Annotated in this window: 10 protein-coding genes; 8 read left to right on the forward strand and 2 right to left on the reverse strand. The window is 48.6% G+C overall.

The window, feature by feature from the left end; all coding sequences use genetic code 11:
* The first annotated feature begins 13 nt into the window (after positions 1-13).
* From ACERY3_RS19640 to ACERY3_RS19660, 5 genes are all read left to right on the forward strand, one after another.
* A complete protein-coding gene (locus ACERY3_RS19640; RefSeq protein ID WP_373226323.1) occupies positions 14-1,795 on the forward strand; it encodes an N-6 DNA methylase in 1,782 nt (593 codons plus the stop codon).
* Positions 1,795-3,759: a restriction endonuclease subunit S gene (locus ACERY3_RS19645; RefSeq protein ID WP_373226324.1), complete on the forward strand. Its 1,965-nt coding sequence runs from the start codon at positions 1,795-1,797 to the stop codon at positions 3,757-3,759. The genes ACERY3_RS19640 and ACERY3_RS19645 overlap by 1 nt, the downstream gene beginning before the upstream one ends.
* A gap of 1 nt (position 3,760) precedes the next feature.
* Positions 3,761-5,509 carry an AAA family ATPase gene (locus ACERY3_RS19650; RefSeq protein ID WP_373226325.1) on the forward strand — a complete coding sequence of 583 codons (1,749 nt, stop codon included), beginning with the start codon at positions 3,761-3,763 and terminating at the stop codon, positions 5,507-5,509.
* Complete coding sequence (locus ACERY3_RS19655; RefSeq protein WP_149330511.1) at positions 5,506-6,363, forward strand: hypothetical protein; 858 nt, start codon at positions 5,506-5,508, stop codon at positions 6,361-6,363. The genes ACERY3_RS19650 and ACERY3_RS19655 overlap by 4 nt, the downstream gene beginning before the upstream one ends.
* A 466-nt stretch (positions 6,364-6,829) precedes the next feature.
* The gene (locus tag ACERY3_RS19660; RefSeq protein WP_373226326.1) at positions 6,830-8,419 is read left to right on the forward strand and encodes a YfjI family protein; all 1,590 of its coding nucleotides are present in this window, start codon (positions 6,830-6,832) and stop codon (positions 8,417-8,419) included.
* Positions 8,420-9,047: 628 nt separating this feature from the next.
* On the opposite strand, the gene ACERY3_RS19665 is transcribed toward ACERY3_RS19660, so the two are convergent.
* Positions 9,048-9,263: an AlpA family transcriptional regulator gene (locus tag ACERY3_RS19665; RefSeq protein WP_239044556.1), complete on the reverse strand. Its 216-nt coding sequence runs from the start codon at positions 9,261-9,263 to the stop codon at positions 9,048-9,050.
* A 121-nt stretch (positions 9,264-9,384) separates the two neighbouring features.
* Positions 9,385-10,002, reverse strand: a complete 618-nt coding sequence (locus ACERY3_RS19670) for an inovirus Gp2 family protein (RefSeq protein ID WP_373226327.1) — start codon at positions 10,000-10,002, stop codon at positions 9,385-9,387.
* Between the two features lie 1,289 nt (positions 10,003-11,291).
* Here ACERY3_RS19670 and ACERY3_RS19675 point away from each other — a divergent pair.
* From ACERY3_RS19675 to ACERY3_RS19685, 3 genes are all read left to right on the forward strand, one after another.
* Positions 11,292-12,236 (forward strand): hypothetical protein, encoded by a 945-nt coding sequence (locus ACERY3_RS19675; protein WP_373226328.1) that lies wholly within the window; start codon positions 11,292-11,294, stop codon positions 12,234-12,236.
* Between the two features lie 114 nt (positions 12,237-12,350).
* Complete coding sequence (locus ACERY3_RS19680) at positions 12,351-13,238, forward strand: GTPase family protein (protein ID WP_373226330.1); 888 nt, start codon at positions 12,351-12,353, stop codon at positions 13,236-13,238.
* A gap of 259 nt (positions 13,239-13,497) precedes the next feature.
* Positions 13,498-13,965 (forward strand): hypothetical protein, encoded by a 468-nt coding sequence (locus ACERY3_RS19685; protein WP_373226331.1) that lies wholly within the window; start codon positions 13,498-13,500, stop codon positions 13,963-13,965.
* Positions 13,966-13,981 lie beyond the last annotated feature (16 nt).

The raw sequence follows: 13,981 nt of genomic DNA on the forward strand, positions 1-13,981 counted from the left end.
AGCGAATAAAAAGATGAATCTCAGCAGTACCATTAAATCCATTCAAGACATCATGCGCAAAGATGACGGCGTCGACGGTGATGCACAGCGTCTCGGCCAGCTCACATGGATGTTGTTCCTCAAAGTGTTTGACCAGCGCGAGGAGGAATGGGCGGATGATAATCCGGCGTATATATCTCCCTTGCCCAAAGAGTACCGTTGGCGTAACTGGGCAGCTTATATAGCGGGGGCTGATGGCAAAAAGAAGCCACAAATTGCCGGTAGCGAATTGATTAGCTTCGTCAACAACGAGTTATTCCCAACACTCAAAGAGATTGATGCTAACAAAAGCCCTCGGCACAAAGTCATCCGCAGTGTCTTTGAAGATGCGAATAACTACATGAAATCCGGCCCGCAGATGCTGGCAGTGATCGAAAAGCTTGAAGATGCTATCAATTTCCACGATTTTACCATCCGTGCAAATATTGGCGATGTGTACGAGCAATTACTCAACGATTTGCGCGGTGCAGGTAACGCAGGGGAATTTTACACTCCGCGCGCCATCACCGCTTTTATGGTTGATAGGATCAACCCGCGTTTAGATAAGCGTGAGACAGTAATGGACCCTGCCTGTGGAACAGGCGGTTTTTTGACCGCTGCCATAGAGCATTTCCGCAACCAACTCGCGACAATGAAATCACCACGCCCTGAAGACAAGCGCGCCATTGAAGCGCTGATCCTCGGCATCGAAAAGAAGCAGTTGCCGCACCTGCTCTGCACCACAAACATGCTACTGCATGGAATTGACGTTCCCAGCCAGATCGAGCATAAAAATACCCTAGGCATCGGATGGAACGAGTGGAAGGCCAGCGACAAGGTTGACTGCATTATCACCAACCCCCCATTTGGAGGCTATGAAGATGATGGCGTGGGCAGTGACTATCCTGCTGATCTGCGCACCCGCGAAACAGCTGACATGTTTATGGCGCTCATCATCAAAAAATTATTGAAGGAAAAAGGGCGCGCCGCCGTGGTGTTACCTGATGGTTTTCTGTTTGGCGAGGGCATCAAAGGCACGCTTAAAAAACTGCTGCTGCGCGACTGCAAATTGCACACCATTATCCGCTTACCTAAAGGCGTTTTTGCTCCATATACCACCATCAAGACCAACCTGCTGTTCTTCACCAAGGGTGGCACGGTGGACGATGGCACTGAATACTTCCACACCGACACCATCTGGTATTACGAACACCCCTATCCAGCGGGCTACAAGAGCTACTCCAAAACCAAGCCTATCCGGCTAGAAGAATTCGAAGCCGAGCGAAACTGGTGGGGCTCGGAGGATAACGATTTTGCCGATCGCGTAGAAAACGAATTCGCCTGGAAGGTGGATTTCAAAACTAAGCGCGAACAGGCTGAAGCCGCTGTGCAACCATACTGGCAACGCGCTGAAGAGCTGAATAACCAGGCCGCTGCGCTCGAAAGTGAAGCGAGTGACTTGCGCAGGAGCCTGGTCGGTACCACTGATGCTGCCTATCGCGAAAAGATCGACGCACAGATCGCAGCGTTGCGCGCTCAAGCTGAACCGCTACGCTTGCAAGCCCGAGACGCACAAGCAGCTGGTGACCGTATCTACTGGCCGATTTTTAATCTTGACATCAAAAACCCCAATACGGCAGAAGAAGAAACCCACGACCCAGACGTACTTCTAGAGAAATACAAAAAGCTGCTGGGAGAAATTGAAGAAACTGAGAACCAGCTCAAAAGTGAGTTGGCAGCCGTGCTGGCACATCATTTTGTTGATGAGGATGCCTGATGGACGCGAAACAATTTTTGGCTGAGTTTGGACATATTGCCAATGCGCCGGGGGGGATTGGGAAACTGCGGGAGTTGATCCTGGAACTTGCGGTGCAAGGAAAACTAATCGTTTACACAGAATCTGATGTGTCGTCACGTGTTTTGCTGGACGAAGTTCGTGCGATTAAAGCGGAGCTGGTTTCCTGTAAAAAGCTCCCGCGTCAGAAGCCGTATCCAGAAGTGTTGAGGAGAGAAATCGCCGTTGATGCTCCATCGCATTGGGAGTGGGCTCGTTTTGGTGAGCTCTGGCAACTTTTATCTGGTCGCGATCTGGTGCCTAGTAAGTACAACGATTCAAAAAATGGAATTCCGTATATAACAGGTGCTAGCAATATTGTGAACGGGATCATTGTAGTTAACCGATGGACCCCAGACCCTGTTGTGATTTCAAGCACTGGTGACTTGTTAATAACATGTAAGGGTACTATTGGAAAAACAGTATTCAATACCCTTGGCGAAGTTCATATTGCTCGCCAAATCATGGCAATAAGGAATTTCTCGAAAAAACTAGACACAGGTTTTCTGAAAATCTGGCTTGATGGCTTTGTTAGTCAACTGGTCGAAAAGTCCAAGAGCATGATTCCAGGTTTTTCAAGAGATGACCTTGAGTTGGCGGCTTATCCTGTGTTACCTATCGAAGAACAGTCCCGCATTGTCGCCAAAGTCGAGGAGCTGATGGCTTTGTGCGACAAGTTGGAGGCGCAGCAGCAAGCCCGCCGCATACTGCAAAATGCCCTCCGCCAGTCCACTTTACAAGCCGTCGCCAAAACCACCAGTCCGCGCGAACTGCAATCCACATGGACGCGCTTAGCTGAAAACTTTGGGCGACTGTTTCATGCCCCGGAGGATGTAGGGCAATTACGCGATCTGATTCTTGATTTGGCCGTTCATGGACTTCTGGTTGAACAGTCGGAAGCCGATGAACCAATTAACAATTGGTTGGCGGATGTCACTGCTACAAAAGCAGCCTTGGCAAAGCAAAAACTCATCGCTAAACAGACCGCAATGACAGCACTTTCCGAAAATGAACACCCCTTTTCTCTTCCAAAGGGATGGGCGTTTGTGCGACTTGGCCAGATCACGAATAAGATCGGCTCAGGCAGCACCCCTAAAGGGGGCAGAGACGTTTACGTTAAAAAGGGCATTCCATTCTTGCGATCACAGAACGTTTGGAACGATGGTCTGCATCTGGACGATATAGCTTGCATTACCACGGAAGAGCACGAGCGTATGTCTGGGACTGCAGTATTGGGTAACGATGTACTGCTGAATATTACGGGCGCTTCATTGGGGCGCTGTACACTGGTCCCCTCAGAATTTGGCGAAGCAAACGTCAGTCAGCATGTTACGATTATTCGCCTGACTGATCCCCAACTGTGCGAGTATCTTCATATTTGCATTTTGTCGCCTTACACCCAATCTATGATTTGGGAGCGTCAAGTCGGGATGGCTCGTGAAGGCTTGAGCAAGAAAGTATTAGAGCAATTTGAAATTCCATTACCTCCTATTGCAGAGCAGCACCGAATTGTTGCTCTAGTGAAGGAGTTAATGCGTTTCTGTGACGTAATGGAGCGGCAACTGAAGCGATCGCTGCAGGTGGCTGAGAAATTGGCTGTTGCATCTGTGGCAAGCATCACCGGCATCGCCATCGAACAAGAAGAGGAACCCATGAAAGCCCCACAAACCGAGCTGATCGCCCCACTACGCTTGGGTACAGTACCCGATATCAAAGCCCAAGCTCCGCTGGCCACCATTCTGGCCCGCCACCACGGCGAAATGAGCGCCAAGGATTTATGGCAGCGCTTCGGCGGAGAGATCGATGCCTTTTACGCGCAACTGAAAATAGAAGTATTACGCGGCTGGATTCTGGAACCGGCCCCCGCCGAAGTGCGTGAAAAACCATCCGATACGGTGAGCGCCTGATATGCAACTGCTGCGCATTCTCATCCCAACCTTTCGAAACCTGCGCGATCTCGACATCGCTTTCGCAACGCACTCGCAGCCAACTACAAGCGCAACAGATGCACCACCCAAACCCATCCGTAGCCATGCTCTGATTGGCCAGAACGGCACCGGCAAGTCCAATTTGATCGAAGCATTGATCACCATCTTCCGTGATGTTGATCTCGACCGTGACGCCGCCTTCGATTTCACGCTGGAATATAGTATTCGCGGCCATGTTGTGCGCATTGAGGCCGATACCTTCAAGCAGAAGCGCCCCTATGTTTGGGTGGACGGTAAAGTCGAATCACAGGGCTATTTGCTGAAAAACCGTGAGCTGTTGCCTGCGCATATTTTTGCCTATTACTCGGGCCGCAACGAGCGCATCGAAGTTTTGTTTCAAGAGCACCAGCGCCGCTTTAACCAGCGCCAGGAAATCACTACAGATGAAGTGCTGTCTGAGCAACTGCTGGAGAACTTTACCGGCTCCGAGTCAGATATTCGCGCTGTCGAAGAAGCCAAACGTCGTCACGAGTCGCGGTTGAAGCAAGCGGGAGACGACCGCTTGCGCCGCCTGTTCTATTGTCGCGGTGGCCATAGCCAACTGGTGCTGCTGGCTTGTCTACTATCAGATGACCCAGTGTTTAAGAAGGTGCTAAAGAACCTACACATAGAGTCGCTGGAATCCGCACTGTTTGTGTTGAAGGAACCGTACCGATTGCGTGAAAAGCGGCGTAGCGGCAAATTTGACGAGCAAGAACTGAACGAGGGCGATCCGCGATTCTGGTATGCGCGCGGAAATGTGGTGAGCGAATTCCTCGACAAACTCTGGCAAGTGGCTTGGGCTCCAATTGAGCAAGAGGCGACCAAACAGATCGACTTCCGTGGCCGAAACGAAAAACAAAAACAGCTGTACCTTTTTGTGCCAAGTCAGGAGAAGCTTAAGCTACTTGGCGAACTGATCGGCAGTACCGACAGCTTCTTCCGCTACGCCGAGGGGGCTTACATTGGTGATCTGATAGACGAAGTGCGCATCACGGTGAAGAAGCGTGATGAACACGGCGGCAAGGTAAGCTTCACACATTTGTCAGAAGGAGAGCTGCAAATGCTCACCGTGTTGGGCCTGATGCGCATCACCCGTGAAGACCAGTGCCTGTTCCTGCTTGATGAACCTGATACCCATCTCAACCCGATCTGGAAATTGCGCTACTTCGACGATATTGAAGGCGTGCTGAGTTCCGATGATGCAACGATGGTTAAAAGCGAGTCGCAAATAATCATCACCACTCATGACCCCATGATGGTGGGCAGCTTGAAGCGCGAGCAAGTATATATCCTGCGTCGTGATGGTAACCGTACGTTGGTCGAGATCCCGGATGAGCACCCGCAAGGGATGGGCGTCACTGGGCTACTCAAGAGCGAATTGTTTGGTTTGTCATCCACGCTGGATATCGAAACCGAGCGACGCCTCTTCCGGCGCAATGAACTGTTCGTCCTGTCACCTCGCTCCCCCGAAGAGGATGAGGAACTGAGCCGCTTGTCAGCAGAGCTGGCTGACCTGGGCTTTTCGACCGCTGACTTCCGTGACCCCGATTACGCAATGTTTGTGCGCAAGATGGCGCAACACCGCCGTTTCCGCAAACCCGTGCTCACACCCGAGGAACAGGCCGAGCAGGATGCCATTGCCGATTCGATCATTGATGAGATTTTGCGAGAGGAGGATGGTGAGTGATTTTTATCGATCTTGAAAATAAGCTCCCAATTGATGCAGACCTTCCCGCTGAGATTCGCTGGTCACCAGCCGATTGGGACGCTTGGTTGAAAGAGTCTGATCGCCTGGTAGGCGAACTTGCCAAACTCGATGCTGCGGGAACAATTAAAGAGCGCAATGAGTTGATAGATAAACACAGCAGCCATTGGGGAAAATTAAAACCTTGGTTACTGGCGTTGTCTGGGGGGAAATGTTGGTTTTCAGAGGTGCGCGAGCTGTACTCACATTATGATGTGGAGCATTTTCGACCCAAGAAAGAAGCTAAGGCATTGGATACAAGTCTGCGTGATGGCTACTGGTGGCTGGCATTTGACTACATGAATTTTCGCGTGTGCGGCAATGTTGGTAACCGTAAAAAAGGTGGATGGTTTCCACTCAAGGACGGCTCACTTTGTTCAACCTACTCCGAGCCCTGTGAGGAATCTGAAACGCGTTATCTACTCGATCCGATTGATGATGATGACGTTGCGCTTATCGCCTTCGACGAAGAAGGGAAGGTCATTCCTATGCCAGGTTCCTCTGCTTGGGAGCAGGAGCGGGTCAACGAGACGGTAAAGCGGCTCAAACTCAATGAACATCCTCCCCTGGCAGAAGCTCGTCGCAAAGTCTGGCAGCAAGTTGACAGGCTAATTGATGATTTTACACAAGCCAAATCCCGTTGCACGACAGGCAATAATCCAGCAGCCAAAGCGAAGTTGATCGAAGTTCGAGCTCGAGTGCGCGCAATGACCACCACAACAGCTGAACTATCGGCTGTTGCTCGTTGGTGTTTGCTGGTACGCAACGATCCACAGCTTTCTAGGTTGGTTGGGTGAGACGAAGACATGATCAACCTCTAGTCTCACTAAGCTTGGTGAATTTTTACTTTATGCGACAGTAGGTGGCTGTACAGCCACCTACTGCCTCAGTAACTTGAATCCGTCACGTCCGTACATCTGACGTTCCAACATTATCAGGCGATTTATATGGATCTTTACCGGTGCTGATTTCACGTTTGGTTTGGTCGATGCGATGATATTTGGTTTTGCCCTCGCGTTTTTTTTTCGCTGCCCAGATGTTGCGTGCGGGTAAAGATTCATTAACGTACTCTCAACGTTGTGCCAGCAAGGGGGAGTGATTTGCAGCGGTACAGAAGATTAAAATGATTGGGTATGGCAAGGCAGGAACTTGATTCGCGCCAGAGCCATCACAATAAGCTAAATGCTCGCTCACTCGCTTTTGGTGGTCGGTTTGCTTATCCTGCTGAACATAAAATTCAAATCAGTCATGTGAGCGATAACAATGAATAACGCCAATAATTACCCTGTTGAGACTTTTCCGCCTTTTTTACGTGATGCAATCACCGCGTTTCATGAAGACACACAAATTCCTGTCGAGATGATCGGCAGTACCGTTCTGGCGGCTTTTGCTCTGGCCCTGCAGCCTTTGATTAACGTTGCCTCTCCTTTCGGAAATAAAAAACCGGAGCCCTGCTCCCTGTATTTTCTGGTACTGGCAAAATCGGGTGAAGGAAAGAGCCCCGTCCGTGAATGCATCATGGAGCCCTTCGAGAATTTCGCGGCAGAAATGCATGCTGAATATGAAGCCCTGTTTGATGTTTATAAAAAAGACTATGCTATCTGGTCTTCAAAAGAAAAAGCACTCAACCGTAGTTTTCAGAAAGCCGCTAAACATGGTGGAGACAGTGACATTGAGGAATTATTGCTTCGCGAACACCAGGCCGCAGAGCCAACAAAACCCAGGGCATTTGACATGTTCTATGAAGATGCCACACCCGAGGGAATAATTCAGGGGTTAAAAGAATACCCTTACGCCGGGGTATTCGCTGATGAAGCGATTACCTTTTTTACCGGCCACCTGAAAAACAACCTGGGCCTGCTTAACAAAATCTGGAAAAATGAACCCCTTTCGCTATCCCGGAAAAAAGACGGTAATATCCGACTCAATGCATACCTGACCTTTTTACTCATGGTGCAGCCTGAGATATTTGACGAATATTTAGAGAAGCATGGCAGGCGGGCTGTTTCCAGTGGATTTCTGGCCCGGTTTCTTTTTACGCATACGGCGAGTACTATCGGGCAACGAAAAATAAATTTACATCAGGAGAAATCGAAAAGTGCCTTTGAGTCCCTTCACAGAGGCTTTAACCGTATCCTTCAGGAACAAAAGAAACGCTTTTATGACGGTTCAGATACTAAAAAGACGTTAGCACTGTCAGACAATGCTAAGAGGTTATTTGAAGATAAGATAAGTCACTATCAGTCACTGATTGGTGAGAATCACCCCCTGGAGCATATCGCGGAATTTGTTTCTAAAGCAGGCAGTCATGCAATACGCATTGCTGCGTTATTTAGCTTCAGTTCAAAAGAAGGTATCTCTGAAAGTACACTGCAGGATGCCTTTGCTCTTACTGAATGGCATCTTAACCAGGCCGACAGGTATTTTTACGTGCTGAGCGAACAGTATCAGTTACAGCAGGATGTGTATGAGTTATTTGACTGGATAAAAAACAAATTTAATAACCCCAAAGGAAAAATGAAAGGTGTCGTCAATCAGTTTGGTGGCATTCAGGATGTGGGCCTTAATCCGTGGCAGCCTTTTTCGAAAAATGAACTGGAGACTCACGGCCCGGCCAGGCTGCGAAAAGTTGAACGTTTAACGCCAGTACTGAATCAGCTTATTCAGTTGGGACTGATTGTCACCCTGTGTTATCCACCACAACGTGCGCTTTATATCGCAGTAGCACAGACAGGCGTGTACAATTATATCACTCCCCTCAACCCTTTCTTCCCGACGTTTAACGTTGTTAACTACAAAAATAATGCCACACCCCCGCTGAGTGGTTATGATCCCACCAGACTGCAATGGTAATGATTGTTGCGGTTATGTCACATAATGCCATAAGGACAGTCTGTGCGGTCAATCCGGCAGACGCGGCATCACTTACCGTCAGAAGTTAGTCTCAAAACAGACCAGACTTCTCTCTGACACACGCTAAAGCTGCTAAAATTTACTTCTTTAGCACCTTTAGCTGTATGCCGTGAAAAAATCCATGCGAAAATAGTGCAAATTTAATCCAGTTGTAAACCGTGAAGCTCCCGGCTGGTTCTGGCTCCAGCGGCCGTGACGCCACACCATAATGTTAAATTATTGTTATGAAAACCCACTAAAAAATCACTTACTGACTCAGCGCTGTTTGTCTGCATTATTGCACATTTGATTATTTAACTCACTATCCATTCAGGACTGACATTCTTCGTCGCGTATTATCCGCACCAGCGTTTATTATTCAAACGGTGTCAGTGAGAGACCTGTGTAGTACATATAAAACACCCACGCAGGCTCTCATTACAAATTAAAGCACCAGAATAATGAATGTATGCGTTTCTGCGCATTTTTAATTTCGAGGATAACCGACAGGGCTATTTGAAGATTTAAACGCCGCAGGGAGGCTTACAGGAGGTTTAATGGCATAATATTATTCATGCAACAGGATTTATTACGCACGGGATTCAGCAATGCGTTTCTGAACCCAGGCTTCCACCTCACTCTGTAACCAGCGGGAGCTACGCCCCAGTTTAATCGGTTTAGGAAACTCACCCAGTGAAATCAGTTTATAAAACCATTTATCACTCAGCCCGGTGAATTCAGTGATGAAGACCATATCGACCATTTTATCACTCAGCAGGCCTGTAGTATTATTCGGCATTGTCATGACGTTTCTCTCTGTCTTAAGGGAATGGAAAACAGAGGCGCCGGGATATACTGATTTATCCTTATCCAGGCACTCTGTCATAACATATCCCCTGACAGTAAAAAAATACTGCTCGGGTTAATCAGTACTGGCTACACCCGAAATTACGCTGACCGTCTGAATAGTCTTTACTGTATTCTTTTGCCAGATAATTAATACGACCAGTGACACTTGCGTACTGCGTGTTAAAATCAACGCTGTTTTTACTCAGGTGGTAATAACAGTTAGCAGGAAACTCCACCAGTGAGTAATACTGATCATCGTTAAGCCCCAGCGTACGTACCCAGGCCTCCATAATCATGAACGCCAGATTATGAGAATACTCACCGTTCACTGACCGGTAATTTCCCGGATACGGATAAGCCTCACGATTGAGGAGTAACACCACGTGGTAATGTTTCTTGCCGGTGCGACTGAATTCACGCGCCCAGACATAACGAACACGACACGGATGGATGCGTTTACCGGCATTCGTTCTCTTCAGTAAATCAGCTTCAATCTGTGCTTTCAGGGAGACAATGAACCGGGTGATTAACGATGAGTCTGAATTATACGAGTCTGTACCGAACTCAGGCAGGCGTAAATCCACTCGCAATACCAGCGTACGGGAATATTCATTAATCGATTTATTCAGTGTATCCTGGATACGTTTAACATAGGTTTTGTTCAGTGGGCAATGGCTGTGTGTATTGAAACTCATGAGTAATGTCCTTACGTTAGTTGTTCAATAAGATACAAGGTTGGAGTAATAAATTACTTTGATGAAGTACCGGGGGATGGGAAAGGTGTCGGGGTAATGGATTTACAGATATGAGTTCTACAAATATGCTATAGTAATCGTACGGATTATTTATAACGGTAATTACTCCCCCTGGTATAGGGTCATACTGAGATCTTCAGTGGTTGCAATGCCATTCCAGTTACTTGTTTCTAATTTTGTGTAGCGACACCATTGAAATAACGTTACACCAATGACTTATAATAACACTGATTTAATGCCTCCCATTGACACTCCTCTAATACGTTTTAAGATACTCTTCTATATAGTTATATTACCAAACCGACATCAGCCCCCCTCTTTAACTACTAAAATGCAATAGAAGAAGAAAACTATAAAATCGTCAATTATTTTATTAAGTAACCATTGTTTTTTACTCTCAAGTTAGCATTGGATTTACATATAATTAAACACACCAAAACAACCTAAAATAATTCTTCAATTCTGCTGTTCCTACATCCCTCTAGCAGTATTGAATATTCACATTCAAAGAAATTTCAGACCTATATTACCAGTGTGCGAACGGCAGCAGAAATGCTGCCGTTTTGTTATTTCGCTCACGGAGGTTAATGTGTCTGATAAGAAAAAACGGGGTTCTGATGCCCTGCCGCTACCCTTGTTCCGTCTCCCCGGTGAACTGTCCTGTAAAATACCCGCGTGCATGTTTCCCCCGCTCCAGCTCGACCCTATTCCCTGCTCCGGGACACGGCCCACCTGTGCATTCAGACGGGTGGTTATTGCCAGTAATAAGGGAGAACGAAATGCATTGTCCGAATTGCGGTTTCACAAAACATACAACTGTGCCATGTGGATATAAAGACAGGCGGGGTCATTGGCGCCACAGCCGGGGGACTTGCCGGTGATGACCGGGTCCGCACAACGCGTGGTTCTATCCATCCTCCTGCTTCACTGGCGATAGCATGTCCTGACGCGTATTTTCCCACCCGTTAATCACGTGCCATAACCGCAGCCAGCATCGTCTGAGTCATCATTCACTTTTCTCCGTTGTACTACCGGGCGAAGCATGCGCTGAAAAGTACAGTTTCTCGTACATCTTAAAAACAATAAAAAAATACACTTATCATCATGATTTATAATTTAAATATCCTGCTTCCATCACAAAGATTCACCTTTGAATCTTTTGATATCACTCCAGGATTACAGTAAATTTCTGCATAAAATCACGTTAATGAAATTCTGGATTGGTAAAAATGGAGCAGATTACCCTGCCAAAACTGCACGCACGCAGTGTTCGTGAAGCCCTCTTTTATCTGCACGAGCATCGTGAGCATGTCGCCGTCAGCGGATACAACCTCACGGAGCTCAATGAAAAGATCCACCACTTCTTCTATGAGACCGTGCTCCATGGTAAAGAGGCGGATGCGCTGAAAGGGGTTGATTACGCGCTGCAGCCGGAGCATGTTCCTTATCTTCTGATGGTCAGGAAAGACGAATGGGCCAGAGCGGCCATCGACAATAAATATTTCGCCTGGATTGCTGAGGATGAGCTGGCAGGCATGTTTGTCTGGTTCCATTTTCTGGAATTACTGCAGAATGACGGGTACCTGAATATTACAGGTAATGAAAAAGACAAACTGGATCTGAATGACTGGACAAGAGCGGATGATGTCAATATTGTTCATCCGGATACGCCGGAAGAAAGGCTGCTTGCCATCCAGAATATTTTTGACACATCCCCTTCCCCCTGTAAAACAAAAATAAGGATCATCACCGAATTACACCAGGAATGGGCATTCGTTGCGCCAAAACTCAGGAAACGTTTTCGGTTTTTATTTAAAGATAACGTGGTCATTCCGGAAGCCATTAAACAAGTCATGGAATATGCTGTTGATGAGGGGCTTCCGTCATTTGGTCTGAACAGCGTCAACCCGGAATCACTGCGGCTGGCTGTTCCCTGTATGTATCATTTTTGTGATCGCCGTGACCGTGACGTCATCAAAAGACTGAGCCGCATTTATTCCGTTAAGAAATATCAGGAAAAAAATAAAGAGAAACTGATGGTCACGCTGTTGCTTGACCCCGAAGTCAAAGACATGCTGGATGAAATCTCAGAAATAAGGGGGATCAGTCTGCATAAACTGATTACGCATTGGACCCGCCGACATTATGGCACGCTCAGAAAGCCCGTACAGTAATGTCGATGTCGTTTTAAAAAAATCACAGATATATATCACCTCAGTGAATTCCCTCCCGTTTATCTGCAACAGGCCATCCCCTCCGGATGGCCCTTTTTTCATTCAGAGGCCAGTATGAAACATCCCTCAGGCTATGCCCTTATTCGCCGCCATCTGCGGCGTTATCCACACGCGCTGCGTCAGCATTTGCTGAAGGAGCTCAATCAACTCGTCACGTACGAACCCGTCATTGGCATTATGGGCAAAACCGGTGTCGGGAAGAGCAGTTTGTGTAATGCACTGTTTCGCAGCGAAGTCTGTGCGGTCAATGCGGTGGAAGCCTGTACCCGCCAGCCTCAGCGTATGCGGCTGCGTTTTGGCAGCCATTATCTGACGCTGGTCGATTTACCCGGCGTGGGCGAAAGCCAGGCTCGTGACGGGGAATACCGTGAGCTGTACCGTGACCTCATGCCACAGCTCGATATGGTGCTGTGGGTGCTCAAGGCCGATGACCGCGCTTATGCGGTGGAAGAGCAGTTTTATCAGGACGTCTTCGCGCAGTTCAGCGGACCACAACCGCCGGTATTGTGGGTACTCAACCAGGTGGACAAAACCGAACCCGCCGAACAATGGCACTGGCTGTCGGCTCAGCCTTCGGCGTTGCAGGCGGAGCGTATTGCGCAAAAGCAGCAGGCCGTGGCCCGTCAGTTAGGTATCGCCGAAATTGATATCCTGCCGGTCTCGGTACGGGGGCGCTACCGCCTCTCACGTCTGGTGGAGGCCATGATTACCCGGCTCCCAAAGCAGGCCCGCAGTCCGCTGGTGCCGCACCTGCAGACCGGGTATCGCACCGAAGCCGTTATCAGCACCGCCAGCAGCAGCTTTGGCGATGCCGTGGTGGACGTCATCGATAAGGTCATTGACTTCGCCCCGCTGCCGCAGGTGGCCCGTTCGGCGCTGCATGCAGTCACCCACACCGTCGCCCGTGCGGCACGCTCCCTGTGGGGATTTTTCTTCGGTTAAATAAAAGCCTTCATCGCTGTCGATAAGCCTTTTTGCTTAACGACGATCAATTTCGTCGATCGAACAGATCGACATTTATCGTTGTACCTGATGAATCCCACGGTTACATAATCCACGGGGATTTATGTCATTACGTTATTTATTCATTAAAAATCAATGCGATGAATCGCAGGCTTTGCCACGCTTTAAGGAGGTCACTCGCCCCATTTTCACGCGGCCAGCAAGGCATATCCCTGAATCAACACGGTAAGGACAATCGATGAAAAAACATATTCTGATACCGGCGTTCATGCTGAGTGCGCTGACACCCACTGTATCTCAGGCCTTTGGCAATCACGATGCCTGGACCAGCGGCTTCGCACAGGGTACGGCGGAATACACCATCCGCGGCAAGGGGCAATCTCAGCTGTATCTCGCCTGCGACAGCTCAGGCTCACAGGCGGCCACGATTATCTTCACCGACGTGAGAGGCCATCAGGTCAGCATGGACAGCAGCCAGACCCTGACCATGAAAATCGATAACGCTGACGTAGCCGACATCAGTGAGAGCGACTCTCACGTGGGGGAAAACAACCTGATGTGGGCGTGGAACCATTTGCGTACCGGTAAGCACGTGGTCGTCTCAGGCTCAGATGCAAAACCCGCGATGTTCACGCTGAACGGCGCTGCCGGCGTTATCCCCGCGTTCGGTGACAGCGGCTGCGTGGCGAAGTTTGACGTACCATAATGCCGCTGCGAACGCT

It is taken from the genome of Enterobacter cloacae complex sp. ESBL7 (assembly GCF_041679625.1).
In the GTDB taxonomy this organism is placed as follows: Bacteria; Pseudomonadota; Gammaproteobacteria; order Enterobacterales; family Enterobacteriaceae; genus Enterobacter; species Enterobacter asburiae_B.